This window comes from Paenibacillus peoriae KCTC 3763 (genome assembly GCF_000236805.1).
Taxonomy (GTDB): Bacteria; Bacillota; Bacilli; order Paenibacillales; family Paenibacillaceae; genus Paenibacillus; species Paenibacillus peoriae.
Genome location: NZ_AGFX01000048.1, coordinates 43,444 through 67,179, shown reverse-complemented (window position 1 = coordinate 67,179; position 23,736 = coordinate 43,444). Strand labels below are relative to the sequence as shown.

General features: G+C 49.1%; 20 protein-coding genes and 1 riboswitch. Of the genes, 19 read left to right on the top strand and 1 reads right to left on the bottom strand.

Annotation, left to right across the window (positions count from 1 at the left end; translation table 11 throughout):
* Positions 1-15: 15 nt before the first annotated feature.
* From KQI_RS0125935 to KQI_RS27355, 6 genes are all read left to right on the top strand, one after another.
* Entirely contained in the window at positions 16-1,116 is a 1,101-nt protein-coding gene (locus KQI_RS0125935; RefSeq protein ID WP_010349819.1) for a glycosyltransferase, read from the top strand.
* Positions 1,117-1,121: 5 nt separating this feature from the next.
* Positions 1,122-2,450 (top strand): UDP-glucose dehydrogenase family protein, encoded by a 1,329-nt coding sequence (locus tag KQI_RS0125930; protein ID WP_010349818.1) that lies wholly within the window; start codon positions 1,122-1,124, stop codon positions 2,448-2,450.
* Between the two features lie 574 nt (positions 2,451-3,024).
* Positions 3,025-4,401 carry a sugar phosphate nucleotidyltransferase gene (locus KQI_RS0125925; RefSeq protein WP_010349817.1) on the top strand — a complete coding sequence of 459 codons (1,377 nt, stop codon included), beginning with the start codon at positions 3,025-3,027 and terminating at the stop codon, positions 4,399-4,401.
* A 155-nt stretch (positions 4,402-4,556) separates the two neighbouring features.
* Positions 4,557-4,637, top strand: a riboswitch (cyclic di-GMP riboswitch).
* Positions 4,638-4,650: 13 nt separating this feature from the next.
* Complete coding sequence (locus KQI_RS0125920; RefSeq protein ID WP_010349816.1) at positions 4,651-6,252, top strand: glycosyl hydrolase; 1,602 nt, start codon at positions 4,651-4,653, stop codon at positions 6,250-6,252.
* Between the two features lie 48 nt (positions 6,253-6,300).
* A complete protein-coding gene (locus KQI_RS0125915) occupies positions 6,301-8,595 on the top strand; it encodes a PD-(D/E)XK nuclease family protein (RefSeq protein ID WP_010349815.1) in 2,295 nt (764 codons plus the stop codon).
* Between the two features lie 320 nt (positions 8,596-8,915).
* Positions 8,916-9,098 (top strand): hypothetical protein, encoded by a 183-nt coding sequence (locus KQI_RS27355; protein WP_039774812.1) that lies wholly within the window; start codon positions 8,916-8,918, stop codon positions 9,096-9,098.
* Between the two features lie 46 nt (positions 9,099-9,144).
* On the opposite strand, the gene KQI_RS0125910 is transcribed toward KQI_RS27355, so the two are convergent.
* Positions 9,145-9,513: a helix-turn-helix domain-containing protein gene (locus tag KQI_RS0125910; protein ID WP_010349814.1), complete on the bottom strand. Its 369-nt coding sequence runs from the start codon at positions 9,511-9,513 to the stop codon at positions 9,145-9,147.
* A gap of 318 nt (positions 9,514-9,831) precedes the next feature.
* Here KQI_RS0125910 and KQI_RS0125905 point away from each other — a divergent pair, with 318 nt between their 5' ends.
* The 13 genes from KQI_RS0125905 to KQI_RS0125840 all read left to right on the top strand — a co-directional run bounded on the left by KQI_RS0125905 (position 9,832) and on the right by KQI_RS0125840 (position 23,708).
* Positions 9,832-10,581, top strand: coding sequence for a YveK family protein (locus tag KQI_RS0125905; protein ID WP_010349813.1), 750 nt, complete (start codon positions 9,832-9,834; stop codon positions 10,579-10,581).
* On the top strand, positions 10,562-11,248 hold the full coding sequence (locus KQI_RS0125900) for a CpsD/CapB family tyrosine-protein kinase (protein WP_010349812.1): 687 nt from the start codon (positions 10,562-10,564) through the stop codon (positions 11,246-11,248). Before KQI_RS0125905 ends, KQI_RS0125900 begins: the two co-directional genes overlap by 20 nt.
* An 87-nt stretch (positions 11,249-11,335) precedes the next feature.
* The gene (locus KQI_RS0125895) at positions 11,336-12,034 is read left to right on the top strand and encodes a sugar transferase (protein WP_010349811.1); all 699 of its coding nucleotides are present in this window, start codon (positions 11,336-11,338) and stop codon (positions 12,032-12,034) included.
* A 33-nt stretch (positions 12,035-12,067) separates the two neighbouring features.
* A complete protein-coding gene (fcl, locus tag KQI_RS0125890) occupies positions 12,068-13,006 on the top strand; it encodes a GDP-L-fucose synthase (RefSeq protein ID WP_010349810.1) in 939 nt (312 codons plus the stop codon).
* A gap of 21 nt (positions 13,007-13,027) precedes the next feature.
* Complete coding sequence (gmd, locus tag KQI_RS0125885) at positions 13,028-14,017, top strand: GDP-mannose 4,6-dehydratase (RefSeq protein ID WP_010349809.1); 990 nt, start codon at positions 13,028-13,030, stop codon at positions 14,015-14,017.
* A 69-nt stretch (positions 14,018-14,086) separates the two neighbouring features.
* Positions 14,087-15,430 carry a flippase gene (locus KQI_RS0125880; protein WP_010349808.1) on the top strand — a complete coding sequence of 448 codons (1,344 nt, stop codon included), beginning with the start codon at positions 14,087-14,089 and terminating at the stop codon, positions 15,428-15,430.
* Positions 15,417-16,685, top strand: a complete 1,269-nt coding sequence (locus tag KQI_RS0125875; RefSeq protein ID WP_010349807.1) for a hypothetical protein — start codon at positions 15,417-15,419, stop codon at positions 16,683-16,685. Before KQI_RS0125880 ends, KQI_RS0125875 begins: the two co-directional genes overlap by 14 nt.
* Before the next feature lie 726 nt (positions 16,686-17,411).
* On the top strand, positions 17,412-18,677 hold the full coding sequence (locus tag KQI_RS0125865) for a glycosyltransferase family 4 protein (protein WP_010349806.1): 1,266 nt from the start codon (positions 17,412-17,414) through the stop codon (positions 18,675-18,677).
* Positions 18,674-19,915, top strand: coding sequence for a glycosyltransferase family 4 protein (locus KQI_RS0125860; RefSeq protein ID WP_010349804.1), 1,242 nt, complete (start codon positions 18,674-18,676; stop codon positions 19,913-19,915). Before KQI_RS0125865 ends, KQI_RS0125860 begins: the two co-directional genes overlap by 4 nt.
* Positions 19,890-20,702 (top strand): WecB/TagA/CpsF family glycosyltransferase, encoded by an 813-nt coding sequence (locus KQI_RS0125855; protein WP_039774810.1) that lies wholly within the window; start codon positions 19,890-19,892, stop codon positions 20,700-20,702. Before KQI_RS0125860 ends, KQI_RS0125855 begins: the two co-directional genes overlap by 26 nt.
* Before the next feature lie 22 nt (positions 20,703-20,724).
* Positions 20,725-22,095 carry a UDP-glucose dehydrogenase family protein gene (locus KQI_RS0125850; RefSeq protein ID WP_138984834.1) on the top strand — a complete coding sequence of 457 codons (1,371 nt, stop codon included), beginning with the start codon at positions 20,725-20,727 and terminating at the stop codon, positions 22,093-22,095.
* Positions 22,096-22,109: 14 nt separating this feature from the next.
* Entirely contained in the window at positions 22,110-23,090 is a 981-nt protein-coding gene (locus KQI_RS0125845; protein ID WP_010349800.1) for an LCP family glycopolymer transferase, read from the top strand.
* A gap of 120 nt (positions 23,091-23,210) precedes the next feature.
* Positions 23,211-23,708, top strand: coding sequence for a hypothetical protein (locus KQI_RS0125840; RefSeq protein WP_029390347.1), 498 nt, complete (start codon positions 23,211-23,213; stop codon positions 23,706-23,708).
* Positions 23,709-23,736 lie beyond the last annotated feature (28 nt).

Here is a 23,736-nt window from a genome sequence, read left to right as displayed (position 1 = left end):
TAAAGGATGATTCAGATGAAAATAGCGATAGCACACGATTACTTAATCCAAATGGGCGGGGCAGAAAGGGTGGTAGAGGTATTCCACGATATGTATCCGGAGGCTCCGATCTTCACAACGGTGTTCAGCGACGAACGCCTGTCGAGCAACTTGAAGGATGCGGATATTAGAGCCACCTGGCTGCAGAACCTCCCGGGAGTGAAGGCCAATTTCAAAGGAGTGCTGCCGCTGTATCCCATCGCTATCCGTGATTTTGATTTTAGGGATTTCGACATTGTGTTAAGCTCCAGCAGCGCATTTATGAAAAGCATCCAGGTACCTAAACATACGTTTCACATTTGTTATTGTCACACACCGATGAGGTTTGCCTGGGATTACGATACATATATGGCCCGGCAGTCCAAATCCAACCTGCTCAAAAGCATGCTCAAGCTGTACATGAATCGGTTGAAAACATGGGATGCCAAAACTTCTCGCAACGTAGACCAGTTTGTCGCCAATTCTTCCGTCGTCAAGCGGAGAATTCTGCACTATTACCAACGGGAGGCGGATGTTATTTTCCCTCCTATTAATACGTCCCGTTTCGAACGCGCTGCAAGCATCGGTGATTATTACCTGATCGTATCCCGATTGGTGTCCTACAAGCGCATCGATCTGGCGATCGAGGCATTCAAACGCAACGGTCTCAAGCTGCGCATTGTCGGTGAAGGACCGGACCGTAAAAGGCTGGAGGCTATGGCTTCCCCGAACATTGAGTTTCTCGGCAGGCTTGAGGACCAAGAGGTTAACAGGCTGATGGCAGAATGCCGGGCGCTCGTTTTTCCGGGAGAAGAGGACTTCGGTATTACGCCTTTGGAGGCGAATGCAGCCGGACGGCCTGTCATCGCTTTTCAGGGCGGAGGCGCGCTGGATACTATTGTCCCTAATGTGAACGGTGTGTTTTTCCGCAAGCATGAGGTGGACGATGTGCTGGAAGCAGTCGCCAGGGTCGAGCAGCATGCATGGAATGTGGATGACATCATCACCCATGCCCGTAAATTTGATGAAAATACGTTCAAGGATCAATTGAAAAAGTATGTAGAGCAAGCCTATGTGAACTTTCTAAAAGGAGGATGAACGGAATGAAGCTGGCTGTAATCGGTACTGGATATGTTGGGCTCGTCTCGGGCGTATGTTTTGCACACAAAGGTAATGAGGTGATATGTGTCGATCTGGAGCAGTATAAAATCGACATGCTGAACCGCGCGGAATCTCCGATTTATGAACCTGGTATTGAGGAATTGATCTCGCTGAATCTGGAAGCTGGCCGTTTGGAGTTCACCTCGGATTTGACCGATGCGGTCCGTCGTTCGGATATCGTTATTTTGGCGGTAGGTACACCTTCTCTGGCTAACGGTGAGGCGAATCTGTCTTACATTGAGCAGGCGGCTGCCGATGTCGGGAAAGCGATGAACGGGTACAAGATTATTATGACCAAGAGTACTGTACCTGTCGGAACAAACGAGAAGATCAAAGACGTCGTGGCCCATCATACGAATTTCTCCTTCGACATCGTATCCGCTCCGGAATTTCTGAGAGAGGGCTCTGCCATCAACGATACGCTTCACCCGGATCGCATCATTATTGGTTTGGACAATGCAGGGCTGCGTGAAACGATGGTTACCCTGCATCAGGTGTTCACGGATAAAATCTATGTGACGGATATCCGCAGTGCTGAAATGATTAAATATGCATCCAACGCATTTCTGGCAACCAAAATTTCATTCATTAATGAAATTGCCAATATTTGCGAAAAGGTTGGCGCGGACGTAACCTGCGTGGCTGACGGTATGGGGATGGACAAACGAATTGGCTCCTCTTTCCTGCAAGCAGGTATCGGGTACGGGGGTTCCTGCTTCCCGAAAGATACGAATGCGCTCATCCAAATTGCGGGTAATGTAGACTATGAATTTAAATTGTTAAAATCGGTGGTCGAGGTGAACACTGACCAGCGCTTCATGATCGTATCCAAGCTGCGTGAATCACTGGGTCAGCTGCATGGCGTGCCGATCGGTATTTGGGGCTTGGCCTTCAAGCCGAATACAGACGACATTCGTGAAGCACCGGCGCTGGAAATTGTAGAAACGCTCATTCAGGCAGGCGCTATTGTGAAGCTGTATGATCCGATTGCGATGGATAAATTCAGGGAGCGTGTGAATCACCCGAATATTGTATGGTGCTCCTCGCCGCAGCAAGCCGCTGAAGGAAGCGATGCCGTGTGCTTGCTGACAGATTGGGAAGAGTTCAAAAAAGTCGATCTCGTACAGCTGTCTTCTCTTTTGCACAAGCCTGTTCTGATTGACGGTCGTAACGTATTCACAGAGGATCAGATTCAAAGCTCCGGGCTGGAATACTACTCCGTGGGTCGTCCGCGGATGAGCGGGTGGAATCGGGATAAGGTGGAAGCTTAAAAAGTGAGTGTGGCGGGGGTGGAGGCGCTACGCGTGCAGATTGTTCTTCCGATTGCTGTTACCCCCAGATTTTCTTGATTGTGTAAAACATTCAAAGGTTAAAATCCGGGGATAAAGGCAAACGCTGCCGCTTCTTCAGAACAATTCTGCCCGCTCCGCTGTTTTCCGCCGTGGAGTCACGATTTTTAACCTCCCACCTTATGGGGTGGGAGCAGGAAGGGCGTATCGTAAGGAGCGGCACAGTTGAAGCCGCTCCTTACGATCAAGCACGCCACACGGCTGAGCCGAGCGCGTGAGCGCTAACAGGCTAACCGGACTTAATAATGTCCGGTCGTGCCTTTTGCAATAAACGGTATGATCGGCATGATGCATTTTTGAGTAGCGCAGGGATGGATTTGAATCTGGAGAAGCGATAGCGGTCGCCTTTGACGAGGGATTCTTACAATCAAATGTCTTATATAATCCGAAGAATCCCACGGCAACAGCGATCGTAAGATCAAATCCAGCCCGTAGCGGGCTACTCAACCTTGCACCATCCGATCACCCATACATTTTAGAGAGGAAGTGGAGAGTTATGAAGCTCGTACTTTTGTCTGGTGGTTCCGGTAAAAGATTATGGCCTTTGTCCAATGATTCCCGTTCCAAACAATTTTTAAAGGTACTGGAGAGCCCGGAGGGGATTTCGGAATCTATGGTGCAGCGGGTATGGAGACAGTTGGGGGACAACCAATTATCTGAGTCCTCGTTCATTGCGACAGGGAGAGCACAGGTCGAAATGATCCAGAGTCAGGTCGGACATAATACACGTATCATTGTTGAGCCGGAACGTAGAGATACCTTTCCTGCAATTGCGCTGACAGCGACTTATCTATATTCCATCGCTGGTGTTTCACCTGATGAAATTATTGCTATATTGCCTGTAGATCCTTATGTAGAGGATGCTTTCTTTGCGACAGTCGCCCAGTTGGAGCACACACTTCAGGAGAGTGAAGGCAAGCTTGCATTAATTGGGGTCGTCCCTTCCTATCCATCTGAGAAATATGGTTATATTATTCCGAAAAACGATGCCACCCAAGGTAGCACAGGCTACCGCGAAGTGAGCCATTTTCAAGAGAAACCCGACCGTGAGCAGGCGGAGCGTCTAATTGAACGCAATGCTCTATGGAACTGCGGGGTTTTTGCATTCAAATTAAGCTATTTGCTTGATATCTTGGCAGCCAAGGGTTTACCGCTGAACTATGAAGAAATGCAAAAGCAATACGCATCTCTGGAAAAAATCAGCTTTGACTATGAAGTAGTCGAGAAGGAGAAGAACATTGTGGTTCTTCCGTATGATGGATTCTGGAAGGATCTCGGAACCTGGAATACGCTCACAGAGGAAATGTCCAATCAGCAAGTGGGTAGAGGGGTAGTAACGGAGGATTGCGTCAACACAAGTCTCATTAACGAGCTGGATATTCCTGTGGCGATTATCGGGACGAATGATCTCATTGTTGCCGCCAGCCCGGACGGCATTCTTGTGACCAACAAGGCGGAAAGCCCACGCATTAAGGAAGTGCTTAAGGCTCATGATCAGCGCCCGATGTACGAGGAGCGCCGTTGGGGGCAGTATCGGGTTGTGGATTATGTAAAGTACGATGAAGGCAACGAAGTGCTGACCAAACGAATCCGCGTGCACAAAGGTAAAAATATCAGCTACCAGCTGCATTTCAAACGCAGTGAAATCTGGACCATTATCAGTGGTGAAGCGGAAGTTATTTTGAATGAAAAGCTGCACAAGGTGAAGGCTGGTGATGTCGTGCGCATTCCTGAAGGAACGAAGCATAGCATTTTGGCCGTGACCGATGTGGATTTGATTGAGGTGCAGACGGGGTCTGAGCTGGTCGAGGAGGATATTGTACGTTTTTGCATGAATTGGAATGATATTTCTCGTCACCAATTTATTTCATAAATTTCTTCATAAAAATGAAAAAAAGACGAATTGATGAATATTTATAGCCCAGACTGTCGAAAATGCGCGAAAATCTGTAAACTCATGCACATTACCTATTAAATTTTGGTAAAAAAAAGTCGATACTTAGGGTAAGAAGGAATCCAAACTCCTTCCAACGATAAACGCAGCCCTGTCGAAAGGTAGGTACGCAAAGCTAAAGGGCCTTCCGTGGGGATGGCAGCCTGGCTACCGAAAGGAAGAGCAAAAGTGAGATTCGATTTTTTTCCTCTGTATCGACTGATACGTCATGCACTCCCCGTAGTTATGCTTTTTTCTTTGTTGCCCGTCGGTTTTGGTGAATCCCTGTCCGTGGCGAATGCCGCTGCATTACAGCCTGTTAGTTCGGACGCTTCTACTCAGGCCCGTGAACTATACAGCTATTTACTCAGCATCTCGGGGAAAAAAATAATCACCGGTCAGCATGATTATTTGGAAAGTCCGGATGAATTAAATAACAAGGTCCAAAAAATCAGTCAGTCGTATGTGGGTGTGCACGGCTATGAGATGGGAGCTATCTCTGGCCAATCTGCCGATACGGAAGCAGAACAACGTAAAAATGTCGTCGATAGCGCTATCCACTGGAGCAGATCCGGTGGCATTGTGACGATGACTTTTCATGAAGCGCTGCCGGGGAGACCACAGAGTTGGGCCAATGTGCAGGCGAAAGTAAGTCAGACGGAGTTCAATAAATACGTGACGCCAGGCACTGCGCAATACGACCTCCTCATTGCCGATCTGGATCAGGTCGCTGTAACGTTAAAGCAGCTTCGTGATGCGGGTGTTCCGGTTTTATGGAGACCTTATCACGAAATGAATGGTGACTGGTTCTGGTGGGGAAACAAAAACAATTTCAATCAGCTATGGAATATCATGTATGACCGTTTTGTAAACACACATCAATTGAACAATCTGCTGTGGGTATGGAGCCCGAATGCTCCTAATTCGTACACCTTTCCGTATACCCCTAAATATCCGGGAGATGACAAGGTGGACATCCTGGCTGTAGACATTTACAACAATGATTTTAAACAAAGTCATTATGAAGAACTGCTCGGATTGGCAGGGAATAAGCCGATTGCCATCGGGGAACATGGTGAGATGCCAAGCTCCGAGGTACTACAGGCTCAGCCCAAATGGGTGTATTCCATGACTTGGGGCAATATGCTCACCGATAATAACACAACGGACCAAATTCAGGATTATATGAATGATTCGAGGAGCTTGACGCGAGATGGTGTGAAAAATGGATTGGCAGCCATTCAACAACCCGGGGGAGATGTACCGACCCTACCGGATGGAGGGCAAAATGCGCCTATCCCGGCTCCGCCAGTCGTGATCGTTCCACCGGCCCCGGCCCCTCCTTCTGTTCCGGATATAGTTTATGCGAACGGACTGCGGGGTGAATATTTTAACAACATGAATCTGGATGGCAGTGCTGCTCTGGTCCGTACAGATAGCAAGCTGGACTACAACTGGCGTGCTGCCGCAGCTGATGCCAAGGTGAACGCTGATCAGTTCTCGGTTCGCTGGACCGGTAAAATAAGGCCTCAATATAGTGAGACCTATACATTTACAACGATATCCGACGATGGTATCCGTGTTTGGGTAGACGACAAGCTGATTATTGATAGCTGGTTCAAACAAAGCTGGACAGAGCGTAAGGGCACTATCACCTTGCAGGCGGGGAAAATGGCAGATTTAAAAGTTGAATACTATGATGAAAAAGGCGACGCGATGGCACGTCTGATGTGGGAAAGTCAGCATGAAGCGAAAGCGGTTGTTCCCGGTAACGCTTTGTTTCTTCCTTAATAGATTCTCTTTCCCGGTCAAAAATTTTGAGGAGAGAGAGTGGATTATATGATGAAAAAATGGTTGACCCACAGGTATACGGCAGTATTATCCGGGCTTTTGGGAGTCGCAGCTATAGCGCTGATTGCTTGGTTGATTTACACGCCTTCAGGGAGCATAGAACTGCAGACGGATAAAGTAACGGCAGCCAGTCCAGTATGGAGGCTGGGTCAGAGGGATGACTCTTCAGCGGAATTTAAAGGGCTGGTCGATAGAAACAGTGTCGACATTTCTGCAGTCGCTGCCTCTAGCGGGACGTCTGCTAAAGGAGCATCGGCAGTGATGTCTGTAACAGAGAATACAACGGCTCCTGTATTGCTGGGCAGTGGGGATATTCCTCCCGGCTTGAATGCGTCCATGAATCCTGAACTGTCGCTCCAGTACAAGCTGGATCAAGTTCCTCCCAATGGGATGATATTCCGTGTACGAATTTTGGATGCAGGCAAAGCTGTTCCGCAAATGGCTGTATTTTCAAATCATCAGCTGTCCGGTATTATTCAGATCGCCGGGGTTTCCGGTACAGGCAGTGCATATAATTACAAAAGCAACTATGAGCTGTATATCCCTAAAGAGCAATTGCAAAGCGGTGTTAACGTACTCAAGCTAAAGACAGCGCGCTGCCTATACTGCTCCTCTGCAGAAGATAAAAATGTGTGGTGGACTTGGGATGACTTGAGCTTGGAGACGTTAGCTTCACCTGCAACCGAACCGATACATGGTAAATATATACTGACCGGAACGAATGTGAACAATAAAGAATTTTATTATGATCAGGGTGCAGTTAAGCATTTACCATACGTTCTCAAATGGCTGGGAATTGCTTATAGCGGCAATGTCATGAGGGTCACCTGTGCCAGTAATGTGAGCAAGGCATGTACAGACGTGGATGATTACTATCAAACGCTGAAGCAGTATAATATGCAATCGTCTGCGTTGTACTTATATACGGGTGATATCAAGCTGCAAAAGGATGGTTCATTACCGGAGACGGCCAAGCAAAAATTGCGTGATTATGTAAAAAAATATGGTTCATACCTTCAATATTTTGAAGTAGATAACGAACCCGGGTTGTTTAATCGCTCGAAGGCAGTCAATCTGGCTGTGGCCAAGTGGTTGAACACGGAAGGCAAGCAATTGGCACCGCATCTCAAAAGCGTAGCGCCAGGCTGGGCCTATTGGCCTACGTACTCCACCAAGGCTTGCAAAAATCAAGCTGGGGGCACGCTCAAATGCGGTGATCCGGATGGATGGGAACGAGATCCGGCGCAGCGTAAGCAGCTGGAGGACGTCACCGACCTGACCAACGGACATGCCTATGGCGAATCTTATAACGAAGAGAGCGGAGGCAGCTTCGTTCAAAATCTGAAAACCTTTGGCGGTTCGAGCAACGGGCTGGCAAAGAAGATGCTGAACACGGAGTTCGGTACGAACGAAACGCATCGGGACAACCCTGAATACGGGGCTAGTCAGCCACAAGCAGCCGCCTTTGACCGGATTATGCGTTCACAAATCGGGTTTGCTGATATGTTTATCCAGCATGCTGCGTTTTATAAGGATTATACGCTGTTTAAAACCGGCTTTGATCTGCAAAACCACAACCCGGCAAGCACAGAGATCTATCCGTTCGGGCAAGGACAGGACAGTCGTGTAAAGATCATGAGACGCTTGAGCCTGGCGTATGCCACCCACGGCAAACCGCTGACTTATACGGTGCTGAATCGAGAGGATACCAAGGATAAGATGGTCTATGTTCGTGCAGTGGACACGTCCAAGCTTAAACCGCTGGCAGGCAGCGGCGCTACCTCGGACAAATTGCTGGTGAATCTGGTGAATTTTGAGGATTCAGCACAGACCATTCGCGTACGAGTAACGATGCCGAAGGCCGGTGTGTACACCGGCGAGCGTTTTGGAGCTGGCGCTACCTACAGCCAGGCACAGCGTTCCATATCGGGACTCAAGGCTTCACCTGCCCTTGATTTTGAAGAAAAGCTGGGTCCTGGTGAATCGGTGCAATATATTTTGGAACTGAAGAGTACAGATCAGTCCACAGCTTCAGCCCCGACAGGGGTAAAAGCCGCCTCTGTTCAGGATGGGGCGGTAAAGATTGATTGGCTTCAGGCAGAAGGTGTAGCTTCGTATGATGTACTGCGTGCTGACGGGACGAACGGGGCGTATCAGGTGATCGCCTCGCAAGTAGCGGGAAGCACCTATACGGATCATACGGTGAAAGCTGGAGGCCACTATGCTTATAAAGTTCGAGCGACCGGAGGCACTGAGGTATCTCAAGCTGCTGAGGTCGCTTAATCACACCGCGTGGCAGTATAGGACTTTGGTAGGGTTTAGTAGGGAACTATCTGTCTGAGACTTGGCAAAAAAGCAAATAAGAACCCATCAGGAAATATAGGACCTGACAGGTTCTTTTTTTATTAGCAAATCGTTCTGATTTAGCAATACATTACGTATAATAAAGAAAAAAACACGAAATTCCCTTAATATTCTCGCCATAAGACGACAGCATTGCAGGTATGTGTTCATATATAATAGTTTTGTTCATAACTATACATACATGGTTGATAAGGAATGTTTTCCGGTGAACAAGAATAATAAAGCGAGGTTAATGCTGAATGAACAAGGAGACAGAATCAAGGGTGGACAGTCATCATTTGCGAAACAACACACGGAGAGTAGACAAGCCTGTCATCCACCTAGACATCCGAGATATCTTGCTTCAATGTGGCATCACGATGCCGGAATGGCTAGAGAGCGACGCCAACATAACCAAGTACCGGAAGGACAAACACGTGTAAATCCTTTCGACCGCCGGCACTAGTCATGAAGCGCCGGCCGTCTTCCTTATTTCATCATTCGTTCCATACGGACAAACGCGATAAAGCGCTTGGCTTCTTCCTCAGATAAGGTGCGTCCGTCAATCGTCAGGTTGAAACGTTGCAGAATATCCTCATCAGACAACTCCAGTTGATCTACAAATTCCTTCACATCTGAATCCAAAATGGTTGCAGGATGGCTCGTGCGTCCCACCAAGTAATCAATCGTTACACCGAAAATATCAGCCAGCTTGTTCAGGATCTCAAAGTCTGGCTTGCGTCTATTTTTTTCATAGTGAGAAAGAGCCGCCCGCGTAATTCCTAGGGATTGCGCTAGTTCCTCTTGTTTTAATCCCTTATGCTCCCGTAATTCAGCGATGCGGTTTCCATAATTCATCTGATTTCCTCCTGCATGCAAGGTTAAGAAAGGTGCAAATTTACACTTGACAAGATACAATTTGTATCATAAATTAGTAATGTGAGTTACATAACGTATCCCTGTTTCATAGTATTCACATATGTCATGGTTTATATACCTTAACAGGCCACCTGATCAAGCATTTGTGCTTATTCGCTGGCTAGACCTTCTATGCGCTATTATATAACATTTTACTATAGATTAGAGGCTCATGCATCGTTCTTTTCCCCATTATGCAGAGGATCAGTACAAGCATTATCACATCGAAAAAAAGTCAATCAGGGGAGGTCTGGTCTTGTGCAGTTAAAAGAATATATCCGTGTGATTCGAAAAAAAATGTGGTTGATTGGAAGTATCGTATTGCTGGTGTGTGCTGTAGTAGGGATCAAAAATGTATACTTTACCCCTCTGGTCTATGAAGCGACCGCCAAACTGATTATCAACCAGACACCTCGGCCGGATCGTGCAGGTGTCGTCGATTACAGTGTCGTACAAACGAACATAGCCTTAACGAACTCCTATAAGCAAATCATGATCTCCTCGGCGATTATGGATCAGGTGGTCGTCAGCTTCCCCGATCTTAAGGTTACTCCGACAGTTCTGGCGCAAAAATTAAGAGTGAACACCGCCGGTGATTCACAGGTCATGGATGTGACAGTTCGCGACTTATCGTATACGAAGGCTGTGAAAACCGTCAATGCGGTAGTCAAAGTATTCAAACGACAAATTCCCTCTATCATGAAAATGGACAATGTCACGATTTTAAGTGAAGCCAATTTGACTGACCCGGCAATTCCTGTGAACAGTAACCCCGCTGTACAGATGTTTATTGCCTTTGCCATCTCCTTGTTGCTGGGTATAGGCTTGGCATTCTTACTGGAGGTATTGGATGACACCTTTAAAAATGAGGAGGATATTGAAAAAGAACTGGGCCTGCCGACTCTGTCCTTGATTACGAAAATGAAAAAAGAAGATAAACGCTCTGACAGCTCCACTACAACTCCTAAACAGGTAGGTGAAGGACAATATGCCGCGATTAATCAATAATCAGCTGGTCACATCCCTGCATGCCCAGTCTTTCGTTTCGGAGGAATATCGTATGCTTCGCACAAACATCCAGTTTTCCTCTGTAGACGAGCCGATTGAGGTTATGATGGTGGCGTCTGCTCAGGCGGGAGAGGGCAGGACGGTCACGATTAGTAATTTGGCTGTAACCTATGCGCAAGAGGGAAAAAAGGTGCTGGTTATGGATATGGATTTGCGTCGCTCCTCCTTGCATCATATGTTTGGTTTGCTCAATCATACGGGACTGACTCGGGTACTTGCCAATCAACAGGCGTGGCAGGATGTGGTTCAGGAAACCGGGATTGACCAACTGCATGCGATTACAGCCGGGCCGAACCCGCCCAATCCATCCGAAATGCTCAGCTCCCGCAAAATGAAGGCTCTGCTGGTTGAGTTAAAAGAACATTATGACGTGATCCTGATGGATACGCCGCCATTGCTGTCTTTTCCGGATGGACTCATTGTAAGTGCCATGTGTGATGGTGTCATTTTGGTCGTACAGGCAGGGAAGGTCAAAAAGGATGTCGTTAAGAAAGCGAAAGCCCATTTAGAACGAGTGAAGGCGCGCATTTTGGGCGTAGTGCTCAACAATGTGAAACGACCGAATACCCGCGCGCAGCGTGGTATAGAGGAGCGGAGCCTGACATAACTAAAAAGAAGGTGAATGAAAAATGCATGAAATTCTTTTAACAATGTATTAATGAAACTTACTAATAAGAGAGTGAGGTGATGAGACGTGTCTTCTTCCCGCTCAAACGAGGCAGAAGTTTTGGGCGCGTCAGTGGATGTATACTCGGTCGCTCACGGGCTTGAACGGCGACAGGGAATGGGCCTGTATCCGTTCGTGAAGCGCAGCATGGACATTATATTATCTTTCATCGGCATCATCGTGTTATGCCCGGTATTTCTGCTTGTCATTTTGCTGATTAAGCTGGAGGACCCGAAAGGAAGCGCGTTATTTTACCAAATTCGTATTGGCAAACATGAGCGTCCGTTTCGCATGATTAAATTTCGTTCCATGGTATCGGATGCTGAGAACCAATTGTCTGCACTACTGCTGGAAAACGAAATCGAGGGTGCCATGTTCAAAATGCGGAATGATCCGCGAATTACCCGTGTGGGCCGATTTCTCCGCAGAACGAGCATTGATGAATTGCCGCAGCTATTCAATGTGCTGCGTGGGCAGATGAGTCTGGTAGGTCCCAGACCACCGCTGCCAAGAGAAGTCCATGATTACACCGTGAGAGATAAGCTGCGTCTGACGGTTACACCGGGTTGTACCGGGCTATGGCAGGTCAGCGGTCGCAATCATCTGAGCTTTAACGAGATGGTAGAACTGGATTTGGAGTACATATCCAGACGCAGTTTACGCACGGATATGATCATCATGCTCAAAACATTTCGTGTACTGCTGGGCTCCAACGATGCGTATTAAAGTCATTTTAACAAGGAAGGGTAGGGGATAAGCATGGATTTTCATTCCAATATATATGTAGCCGGACACAACGGACTGGTAGGTTCTGCTATTGTTCGAGCGCTTGAGGGAGCAGGTTACCAGCATATTATTACTCGCACCAGTCGTGAGCTGGATCTGCGCAACAAGGAGGCCGTAGATCACTTTTTTGAAACAGAGCCTGTGGATTATGTGTTTTTGGCAGCGGCTAAGGTTGGGGGGATTTTGGCGAACAACGAATATCCAGCTGATTTTATCCGTGACAATCTGCTCATTCAAACGAATGTGATTGATGCAGCGTACCGGGCCAATGTAAGCAAGCTGTTGTTCCTCGGTTCTACCTGCATTTATCCCAAATTTGCTCCGCAGCCGCTCAGAGAGGAGTATCTGCTGACCGGTGAGCTTGAGCCTACCAACGAGGCTTATGCTATTGCTAAAATTGCCGGAATTAAAATGTGTCAATCCTACAATCGTCAGTATGGAACCCGTTTTATTTCAGTGATGCCGACGAATTTATATGGCCCGGGGGACAATTTTGACCTCCAGACCTCTCATGTGCTGCCCGCGCTTATTCGCAAGTTTCATGAAGCCAAGCTGAATCAAGCTCCAACTGTAGAAGTATGGGGCTCCGGCACGCCGCGTCGGGAATTTCTCCATTCTGATGATTTGGCGAAAGCCTGCCTGTTCCTAATGAACAACTATGAAGGAAATGAGATTGTAAATATCGGTGTGGGTGAGGATATTTCCATCCGTGAGTTGGCTGAACGGGTGAAGGATGTGGTTGGTTATGAGGGTGAAATTACTTTTAATACATCCGCTCCTGACGGAACGCCACGCAAGTTGGTAGATGTGTCTCGAATTTCCGCACTGGGCTGGTCGGCGCGTATTTCGCTGGAAGAGGGATTAAGGTCTGTGTATGAGACATTTCAAGGTCTGGATCTGGTTGAACAATAAAAAAACGGTGGAGGAATTGGAATGAAAAAAGCGCTGATCACAGGGATTACCGGACAAGATGGATCATATCTGGCTGAGTTGCTGCTGTCCAAGGATTATGAGGTGTACGGGGTACGCAGACGCACCAGCACGCCGAATTTTGAAAATGTAGCCCATATCCAAAATGACATCCACTGGATTTCCGGTGATATGACCGATCTGGCTTCCCTGATTGAAGCAGTTCGTCAATCCGACCCGGATGAAGTCTACAACCTGGCTGCTCAATCCTTCGTAGCAGCTTCATGGCCGCAGCCTCTGGCTACAGGACAGCTTACAGCGCTATCCGTCACCAATATGCTGGAGGCCGTTCGAATTGCCAAGCCGGAGGCGCGGTTTTATCAGGCGTCGAGCAGTGAGATGTTCGGTAAGGTGGTAGAGACGCCGCAGACAGAAACAACACCATTTTACCCACGCAGTCCTTACGGTGTCGCTAAGGTCTATGGCCATTGGATTACGGTGAATTACCGTGAAAGTTTTGATATGTTTGCTTGCTCCGGTATTTTGTTCAATCATGAATCGCCCCGCCGGGGATTGGAATTTGTAACGCGCAAGGTATCGGATGCTGTAGCCCGTATCAAGCTGGGATTGCAGCAGGAGCTGCGCATGGGAAATTTGGATTCACTGCGGGACTGGGGTTTTGCAGGGGATTATGTAAAGGCCATGTGGCTGATGCTCCAGCAGGATCAACCGGATGATTACGTCATTTCCACGGGAGAAATGCATTCTGTACGCGAATTGCTGCAAATTGCCTTTTCCCATGTAGGTTTAAATTATGAGGATTATGTTGTTATTGATCCTCAATTTGTCCGGCCGGCGGAGGTAGACCTGCTGCTCGGCGATTGTGCCAAGGCCAAGGAAAAGCTGGGCTGGCGATTGGAAGTAGGCTTCGAGCAGCTCATTCATATGATGGTGGATACAGACCTGGAGCGGGTAAAAAGACAGGCTGCAGTTGAAGCTTCCGTCGTCGTGTAAGACATGGAGGGGCCACCCGCCTAGCCGGGAGGTCTCTTCGTTGTACATTTTCAAGATGGAGTAGAACCTATGACATTAGTCAAAAACCGCGCCAAACCGCGCAGAAGTTTACTGGTCAATACATCCTGGCTGTTCGGTGACAAAATGATTCGCATGGTGTTCGGGCTGGCGGTCAGCATCATCATGGCGAGAGTACTGGGACCGGAGGAGCTTGGAAAGTGGAATTATGCGGAATCCTTTTTTGGCATGTTCCTGATTTTTACGACCCTTGGCTTTGATTCCATATTAGTACGCGATCTCGTCAAAGACCCTCAAGATGAGCACGAGCTGTTGGGTACGGCGGTTCTGCTGAAGCTATCAGGTACTTTGGTGGCCATCGCACTGTCCTATTCCTTCATTTCGCTGCTCAGGCCTGAAGACAGTTCGGTACGGTTGATCAATCTAATCCTGGCCACGGCCTCGGTGTTTCAGCTGTTTGATATCATCGATTACTGGTTCCGGGCACAGATGTTGTCCAAATACACGGTCATTGCCAAAAATACAGCCTTTGTCCTCAGCTCCATCGCCAAAATTATTTTGTTGTTAACCGGGGTTCCGATTTGGGTGGTGGCACTATGTGCTCATGGGGAGTTCCTGCTGGGGAGTCTGCTGCTGCTGTATTTCTTCCGCAAGGAAGGACGGCGTGTGAACAAGTGGACGTTCCGCCTAACGATAGCCCGGCGGATCATGAATCACAGCTGGCCGCTTATTTTGTCATCCTCTGCTGTATATGTACAGGCACGGATCGATCAGGTCATTATCGGTGAGCTGCTAGGAAATGCCGCGGTCGGGCAATACTCCGTTGCGCTCCGGCTTATCGAAGTGCTGGGCTTTATTCCGGTCGTTATTACAACGGCCTATGCCCCGGTGGTGACTCGTTCCAAGCAGAAAGGAAACGACGAATACAGACAGACGTTGTCTAATGTGTATCGGCTGATGTTTATCTGCTTTCTTGTGACCTCGGTCCCGCTATTTTTTTTATCCCAATGGGTGGTGATTGTGCTCTACGGGAGGGCATTTAGCGAAGCAGGCTCACTGCTGTCCCTGTTTGCGATTCGTCTGTTTTTTACCAATTTTAGTGTTGCCAAAAGTCTGTTTATTACCAATGAGAATTTGTTCAAATATACGCTGCTGACCTCGCTTGTGGGCGCCATCACGAATATAGCTTTCAATTATGCGCTGATCCCATTGCTCGGTGTGCGAGGGTCGCTCGTGGCGACGATTTTGTCATTTACGATATCTGTATTTCTATTAGACGTGTTGTTTAAAGAAGTCAAAGCCAATCTGGGTTGGATGATGAAGTCGATTCTGACCTTCTGGCGTGTTCATATTACAGTACCGAAAGTTGGAGAGAGCAATCATGATACCCATTAAACCGTTTGTTCGTCATGAGGAACAGTGCCCGCATTGTGGAGGCAAGGTACGCGGTGGAGAGGTGCTGTGGCAGGGAATCCACGTATGTGTCAGCACTTGCTGTGAGGGCTGTGGACGTGAGTATATCGAGGATATGCGAGTCGGTCATGCCACCTATTCACCTTATCGAGTGGAAATGCCTGACTATATCCTGACCGGTGATGCGAAGTCGAGAAAATGGCTCGGAGAGCCTTTGCGGCAATCGTTGATGAATCCTTCCTATGATTTAACGGTCGGTATGACCGTGCATAAAATGAAGGCCTTCGAGCGCGTGATCATCGTCAACACGGTGGACTATTTGTATGGCCATGCTTTGCTCAAGCTGCTCAATGTGCAACGTGAATACGAACAATCGCCGGAATTGGGAATCATCGTCATGGTGCAAAAGCCGCTGGAGTGGATGGTGCCTGCTCATGTAGCGGAAATCTGGACGGTCGATGTGCCGTTCAGCAAGGCACGTAACTTTCATCCTGTGCTGCACCATCGGATGATTGAGGAACTGATGCGCTTCGAAGAGGTATATGTCAGCCCGGCGTATTCACATCCCAATCAGTTTGATATTGAGCAGTTTACAGGTATCCCCCGCTATGACGATGAGCGTGAATCGGAGCCAAGCATTACCTTCGTATGGAGGGAAGACCGTTTGTGGAGCGGCAGCCATCATATTGCAAGGGCGGTGCAGAAATTTCCGCAGCTCAAACGCGGGCTGAAACCGCTGATTGATCACCAGCGCAGCAAAATCATCCGGTTGTTCCGCAGGCTGCGGGAATCCTTTCCGGATCATCGGTTTACAGTCGCCGGACTAGGGCGTACCGGGCGTTTCCCGGCATGGATTGCCGACGAGCGTGTTGCACGTTTTGACCGCGAGAGTGAGCTGCGGATATGCAAGGTATACGCAGCCAGCCGATTGGTTATCGGCATTCACGGCTCCAATATGCTGCTGCCCTCTGCACACGCCGGTATGACGATTGACCTGATGCCCAAGGATCGCTGGGGTAATTACGCGCAGGATATTTTATTTCACGGAGCCGATCATCGGCTTACGGCCTACAAATACCGCTTTGTGCCGATGGAATCGAGCGTGATTTTGGTGGCGGATATGGCAGCCGCCCAGCTTAAAGGGGCAGACCACTTCCAAATGCAGATGCTGGAGGAAAGGCAGCGGCAGGGGGAACATTCGGTTTGGAGGGGGGAGGCCGCTTCGGGACGGATTTGATCTTGGAGCGACTATTGTGGATGGAAGCCCGCTGCGGGACGGATTTGATCTTCCGATCGCTGTTGACAAGGGATTCCTTGGATTGAATAGGCCCTTAAGAGGGCGGAATCCCTCGTCAAAGGCGAACGCTGTCGCTTCTCCAGATTCAAATCCTTACCCTCCGCTACGTCCCGCCGCCGCCAAAAAGAATTTCCCCCAGCCCATAGGGTGGGGGAAGGTAGAGCATTAGGCGATAGTTGCGCCCTATCGCCGTGAACTTCACGCCGGGCATGTAATGCCAGCGTAATGCACACTCATCACAGTTCTCTGTCAAGGTGACAGAGCTTGACGAATAGCACTCCTGGCAGGCAACAATCTGGCCGTAGATAGGAACATGTGAAATGGTTCATGTTAGTAAATTGCTTACCGGCTATTGCACCAGCATACAAGACAGCACAGTCAACGCCTGCGTGCATTGCCCGCGCAGCGGGGCATTTCATGCCCAGCGGTCCCTTTTTAAAAATAGGGTGACTTTATGGATACGGCGGTCAGCAGCGGAGCGGTCCATTTGAATCTGAAGAAGCGCTAGCGTTCGCCTTTGCCACTGAATTTTAACCTTATAAGGGGGTTATATAATCCCAAAAATTCAGTGGCAACAGCGATCGGAAGATCAAATGGAACGCGAAGCGGTCTCTGAACCCTCCGCGCCCCATAACTCACCCAATATGTAATGGCAGGAGCCTGATTATGATTCAAAAAATATTGTATCTTCGCAACTTTGCCAGCAAGGTAAACGGAGCCTCATACAATTTGCAGGAAGTCGGCTTGGGCAAAGCGCTCGTTCGAAAAGGCTATGATTGCGATATTGTCTACTACAACGATCATAAGGAAACCCGTTTGGAACAAGTCTACCGTCATGAAGGCTGCACCCTGCGCATCATATGGCTTCACGGGCTTAAGTTCCTGAGCAACAGCATCTACCGGGATGTCCTCAAGGATTCGTTTTTGGCTGCTTATGATTTGATCATCTCAACCGAATACAACCAGATGATGACCTATCTGCTTTCGCGAAAATGTCCCGATAAGCTGGTGCTGTATCACGGCCCGTACCGGGATCATACACACGCGCTGGTCCGCAAGCTGTACGATGTATTGCTGCTGCCGAAGGTAGCAAAGTCTGTTTGCCGTACCTACGCCAAATCCGATCTCGCCAAGCGTTATCTGGAGAATAAAGGCTTTGACAACGTGGTTACGCTTGGGGTCGGACTGGATCGCAGCAAACTGGATCACAGCACATTAGATCACAGTACAGTAGAGAGAGCAACCCATAGTGCCAACCATGAGAACAGCGACAACGACGGAAGCGGAGAACGCGAAGAAAACCGCGAGCTTGCGGATGAGCTGAGACGAATCGGGGATCGTCCGGTGCTGCTATACGTCGGCGTACTGGAGGAACGGAGAAATATTCGTTTTATGCTGAGCCTGTTCAAAAGGGTACTCCAAAAGCACCCTGATTGCCTTTTGCTAATGGTTGGGGATGGGCGGAAGGCGGATACGGATCGCTACTGGGCCTATGCACATGAATTGGGGCTGACGGACAGCATTTTGCATTTTTCAAGGGTCGAGCAGCGTCATCTGTGGCAGGTTTACGGTGTAGCTGACCTCATGCTGTTTCCGACCCACTATGACATTTTCGGGATGGTGCTGTTGGAAAGCATGCTGTTTCGTGTCCCGATTATCACTTCGGTGAATGGTGGCTCCGTTACCTTGATTGAGGATGGAGTGAATGGTGTGATGCTGAAAAGCTTTTCAGAAGAGGAATGGGCTGTTCGAATATCTGCTTTGCTGAACCATACTGAGCTGAGACAAAGTGTGGCTGAGCAGGCGTCTCTTACCGTTGAGCGCATGTCGTGGGATCGTATTGCAGATGAAATATTAAGTCATCAATCGATGAGGCCCGTAGATTCGGGGCGTCCCATGCAATCAACGCAGGAAAGAGGGGCAGATACGTGAGTGAACAGGTTAGCGGGCAGATGAATTCTCCTGTAAGCAAGGTGCTAATCATCCACAACTTTTATCAGCAAAGCGGGGGAGAAGACAAGGTTGTTGAGCAAGAGTCGGCTATGCTGCGCTCCAGAGGCATAGAGACGGAGCATTATTATGTGCATAACGACAGCATCCAGAGCAAAGGGCTGGCGAACATGGCAAAGCTGGCGGTGGAAGCGGCATGGTCGCTGCCGGAATTCAAAAGAATCCAAAAGCTGCTTTTGCAGGTGAAGCCAGATGTGGTGCATGTGCACAATTTTTTTCCGGTTATTTCTCCTTCGGTCTACCATGCCTGTGAACGGCTGGGGATTCCGGTCGTCCAGACACTGCATAATTACAGGCTGATTTGTCCGGCGGCGACCTTTATGCGAGGGAATGAGGTTTGTGAAAAATGCCTGCACGGCACACTACTGCACTCCATCCGTCATGGCTGCTACCGAGGCTCACCGCTTCAGACGATTCCGGTGGCGGCAATGATCAAGTTCAACGAACTGATCGGGACATGGCAGCACAAGGTAAGCCGCTACATTGCGCTAACGGAGTTTGCACGGGACAAATTTGCGGAAAGTGGCATTCCGCTGGATCGCATCTCAGTAAAGCCGAATTTTATCCACCTTAAAACAGTGGAAGCCAAGTATGACCCGAATGATCGTTATCTGCTGTTTGTCGGACGGATTTCCCGGGAAAAAGGAGTGCGCAATCTGCTGCAAGCCTGGTCCGGGCTGGAGGATCGGGCGGGCCTGAGACTGGTCATCATTGGGGACGGCCCGGAAAAGGCTGAACTGACCGCCGCTTACCCGCAGGAGGATATCCGGTTTCTCGGCCAGCAGGATGCAGACACGGTGCTGGATTGCATGAGTCGGGCCATGTATGTCATGGTGCCTTCCATTTGGTATGAGGGCTTTCCCATGACGATTGTAGAGTCCTATTCCGTCGGAACCCCGGTGCTGTGCAGCCGGATCGGCGCACTGGAGGAAGTGGTAGAGGATGGAGTGACGGGTTTCCATTTTCAACATGATGATCTGGAAAATTTAAAGACCGTGATTCGCCGTGCGGTAGCCTATGAAAGCTATGCAGCTATGAGACAACAGGTGTCGGCAATATATACTGCATGCTATACGGAAGAAGTGAATGTTAAGCAGTTGATGGCGATATATAACAAGGCTATGGAGGAGCGTAATGATGAAGCAGCTGCCTCAGTATAGAGTTGGAAGGATCGCAGACGCAGAAATTGCGGCGCTTACGTTTCAGGAGACGGTGCACACGCTGGAGCAATGGGCAGCGGGACGAAAGAATAGCTATGTCTGTATCTGCAACACGCATTCGATTGTCACGGCGGGGAATCAGCCTGAGTTCCACGAAGCGCTCGCTCGTGCAGATTTATGTACTCCGGATGGTATGCCGCTGGTATGGGCACTTAAGCTGTACGGATTTGAGCGTCAAGATCGGGTGGATGGCCCCAGTCTGATGCTCAAGCTGTGCGAACGTGCGCCACAGACGGAGGTGAGCGTATATTTTTACGGCAGTACGCCGGATACGCTGGATAGCCTAAAGGAAAGGATGAGACAGGATTACCCTGGAATCCGCATCGCAGGCAGCTTTTCACCGCCATTTCGGGAGCTTCAGCCGGATGAGGAGGAGCGCATCATTCATGAAATCAATGCATCAGGTGCGCATATCATATTCGTCAGCTTAGGCTGCCCGAAGCAGGAAATATGGATGTATCGCAACAAGGATCGCGTTCAGGGCGTGATGATTGGGGTAGGAGCGGCCTTTGACTATATTACCGGAAAGGTTCGCAGACCGCCCTTGACGATACAAAGATTGGGATTGGAGTGGCTGTACCGTCTGATCTGTGAGCCGAAGCGTTTATGGAAGAGGTATGCCTATAACAATCCGGTGTATATCTATCGTTTTCTCAAATCCTATCGGCAAAACAAACGGCTCACGCTCTATCATAATCGGTATACGGGGAGAGGTATAGAGAAGTGAAGCCGGGCAAAAGCATGATGCAATGAGTCAGCATGTAAAAGGGGGAATTGCTTTGAAGTTATGTGTAATAGGTGCCGGGTATGTCGGACTGGTGTCGGGGGTCTGTTTTGCTGCACTTGGGAATACCGTCGTCTGTATCGATCAGAATGAGGACAAAATTCGTCAGCTTCGCGCAGGCGGAGTACCGATTTATGAACCGGGATTAAAAGCGTTAATCAAAGATAATGTCGAGCAGGGCCGACTGAGCTTTACAACAGATATAACCGCTGCGGTAAAGGAGGCCGAGATTGTTATTTTGGCGGTTGGTACACCTTCACTGCCAAGCGGCGAAGCCAATCTGTCCTTTATTGAAGGAGCCGCGCGCGAGGTGGCAGATGCCATGAATGGCTACAAGGTGATTGTCACCAAAAGCACGGTGCCTGTCGGCACGAATGAACGTATTCAGCACCTGATCGCGAGCCGTACAAACTTTACTTTTGGCATAGCTTCGGTGCCTGAATTTTTACGTGAAGGCTCGGCAGTACTGGACACGCTGCATCCGGATCGCATCGTCATCGGAGCTTCCGACCCACATGTGGGGGCAGTGCTGACTGCTCTGCACGAGCCGCTCACGACAAATATCTTAACCACAGATATCCGTTCGGCGGAAATGATCAAGTACGCGTCGAATGCTTTTTTGGCGACCAAAATTTCGTTTATTAATGAGATTGCAAATATTTGCGAAAAGGTGGGCGCAGACGTCACGCGTGTGGCCCACGGCATGGGGCTGGATCGACGGATCGGTTCCTCCTTTTTATCCGCAGGTATTGGCTATGGCGGCTCTTGTTTTCCCAAGGATACACAAGCGCTGATCCAAATTGCCGGCAATGTGGACTATGAATTCAAGCTGCTGAAATCCGTGGTGGAAGTGAATCAGGGGCAGCGCTTTAATGTGATACGCAAGCTGGAAGAAGCACTGGGCGAGCTGGAAGGAGCCACGATTGGCATATGGGGGCTGGCATTTAAACCGAACACAGATGACGTAAGAGATGCCCCGGCGCTGGATATTATGCAGTCGCTGCTGGAGGCAGGAGCGCAAATTCGTGCATATGACCCGATCGCTACCGCTAACTTCCGCAAACTGCTGGACAGTTCGGAAATAACGTGGGTGGATAACGCACGGGAAGCGGCAGAGGACTGCGACGCACTGTGTCTATTAACGGAGTGGGAGGAGTTTGGCGAGGTGGGGCTGGGTGAGCTGAATGAGCTGATGAAACACCCCATTATGATCGATGGACGCAATGTATACAGCGAAGAGCAGATCAGGCGGTCAGCCTTTGCGTATTATTCGGTCGGCAGGCCGCAGCTGAACAATATGGAGGTAGATTATCGGCGGTCCGTAGTGAATCCGTAAAGAGGAGGCTCCGTATGAAACGATGGCTGAAAATAACATTGGGTGCTGCGGCGTTGCTGCTCGTGGGTGCTGCTGCCTACACCGCTTATATGTACCATTCCTTTAAAACGGCAGCCAATGCGATGTATCATCCGCGCAGCATTGTACAGCCCGGGGTGGTCTCTGCTGTTGCGACAGGCGGCGCAGGACGATCAGCAGGTGCAGTCACCGGATCAAGTGCACCCAATCCTGCAGCCATTTCCCAGTTCAAGCCGTTCACCGTGCTGGTGCTGGGCGTAGATCAGCGTCCTCATGATTCGGGCCGTTCGGATACGATGATCGTTCTGTCCGTAAATCCGGCGGCAGGCTCTATGCTGATGTTCAACATTCCGCGTGATACGCGAACAGAGCTGATCGGCAGGGGGCGTGAGGACAAAATCAATCACGCTTTTGCTTTTGGTGGAGTGGATATGTCGATCCGTACGGTAGAGCATTTTTTGAACTATCCGATAGATTATTATGTACAGATGAACATGGAAGGGTTTGCTAAAATGGTTGATCTGGTAGGGGGAGTCACGGTTAACAATCCACTTGATTTTCAGTATGAGGGCCATCATTTTGCACAGGGGAATCTGACATTGAATGGAACAGAGGCGTTGGCCTATGCTCGTATGCGTTTTGATGATCCGCGTGGGGATCTCGGGAGGAACGCCCGCCAGCGCGAGCTGCTCAAGCAGATTTTTGCACAGTCAGCTAGCAAGGAAGGGCTGCTCAGGGCAAAACCGATCCTGGAGGCAGCGGGGGAGCAAATTCGCACGGATATGACCTTTGACGATATGACAACCTTTCTGACCCGGATCGGCCCGTCTCTCAAGCAGACAGATGCGGTTGAGCTAAAGGGGCAAGGGCGTAAAATCAACGGAGTGTATTATTATATCGTGGATGATCAGGAGCGTCAGCGTATTCATGAATTTCTGGAAAAGCATCTGCTCACCACGGCTGTATCGCCTAATTAAGCAAAATGCAAGACGGGTGCACTTGAAGGATCGGACCCGTTACTTTCTTCTAAACTCATCTTGTCTCACATACATCTGTAGAGTATCCAGTAGATCGTCCAGCAGAGGGAGGGGCAATTGGTGCTATTTAGAAGGAGAGCAGCTTCAATGCTCATGTTCATTCGCAGGCTGTTGTATTTTGCATTGGTATGTGGATTGTTATGGCTGTTGTGGCTGGGACTGCGCGGAGTCATGTCTACGGGGGAGGATAATCAAGCGGTAAAAGTGCTGAACGAATTTTACACCATGGAGCAATCGGGAAATTTCGGCGGCTCATGGGAGCTTTTTCATTCACAAATGAAGAAAAAATTCGAGAAGTCTACGTATGTACAGCAGCGTGCGCACGTTTTTATGCAGGATATGGGGACAGATACGTTCACGTTCGAGCTGGGGGAGCCGCAGACTGAATATGATATACGTACAGATCAGGATGGAGAAGAGGTAGGAAAGGCCTATCGTATTAAGGTCACCCAGCATTACAAGACCCGATTCGGCACTTTTGATATTGTACAGCCCTGTTATGTGACGCAGGAAGGTGAGGAGTGGCGGGTGCTTTGGATATACAAGGAAAAGGAATAGACGTGACGAGGTGTTCCCGAAAGGTGCT

Excerpts from the sequence above, each read along its gene's own strand:
- KQI_RS0125935 (WP_010349819.1), top strand. The coding sequence starts at position 16 with ATGAAAATAGCGATAGCACACGATTACTTAATCCAAATGGGCGGGGCA.
- KQI_RS0125930 (WP_010349818.1), top strand. The coding sequence starts at position 1,122 with ATGAAGCTGGCTGTAATCGGTACTGGATATGTTGGGCTCGTCTCGGGC.
- KQI_RS0125925 (WP_010349817.1), top strand. The coding sequence starts at position 3,025 with ATGAAGCTCGTACTTTTGTCTGGTGGTTCCGGTAAAAGATTATGGCCT.
- KQI_RS0125915 (WP_010349815.1), top strand. The coding sequence starts at position 6,301 with ATGATGAAAAAATGGTTGACCCACAGGTATACGGCAGTATTATCCGGG.
- KQI_RS27355 (WP_039774812.1), top strand. The coding sequence starts at position 8,916 with ATGAACAAGGAGACAGAATCAAGGGTGGACAGTCATCATTTGCGAAAC.
- KQI_RS0125910 (WP_010349814.1), bottom strand. The coding sequence starts at position 9,513 with ATGAATTATGGAAACCGCATCGCTGAATTACGGGAGCATAAGGGATTA.
- KQI_RS0125900 (WP_010349812.1), top strand. The coding sequence starts at position 10,562 with ATGCCGCGATTAATCAATAATCAGCTGGTCACATCCCTGCATGCCCAG.
- fcl (WP_010349810.1), top strand. The coding sequence starts at position 12,068 with ATGGATTTTCATTCCAATATATATGTAGCCGGACACAACGGACTGGTA.
- gmd (WP_010349809.1), top strand. The coding sequence starts at position 13,028 with ATGAAAAAAGCGCTGATCACAGGGATTACCGGACAAGATGGATCATAT.
- KQI_RS0125880 (WP_010349808.1), top strand. The coding sequence starts at position 14,087 with ATGACATTAGTCAAAAACCGCGCCAAACCGCGCAGAAGTTTACTGGTC.
- KQI_RS0125875 (WP_010349807.1), top strand. The coding sequence starts at position 15,417 with ATGATACCCATTAAACCGTTTGTTCGTCATGAGGAACAGTGCCCGCAT.
- KQI_RS0125865 (WP_010349806.1), top strand. The coding sequence starts at position 17,412 with ATGATTCAAAAAATATTGTATCTTCGCAACTTTGCCAGCAAGGTAAAC.
- KQI_RS0125855 (WP_039774810.1), top strand. The coding sequence starts at position 19,890 with ATGATGAAGCAGCTGCCTCAGTATAGAGTTGGAAGGATCGCAGACGCA.
- KQI_RS0125850 (WP_138984834.1), top strand. The coding sequence starts at position 20,725 with ATGAGTCAGCATGTAAAAGGGGGAATTGCTTTGAAGTTATGTGTAATA.
- KQI_RS0125845 (WP_010349800.1), top strand. The coding sequence starts at position 22,110 with ATGAAACGATGGCTGAAAATAACATTGGGTGCTGCGGCGTTGCTGCTC.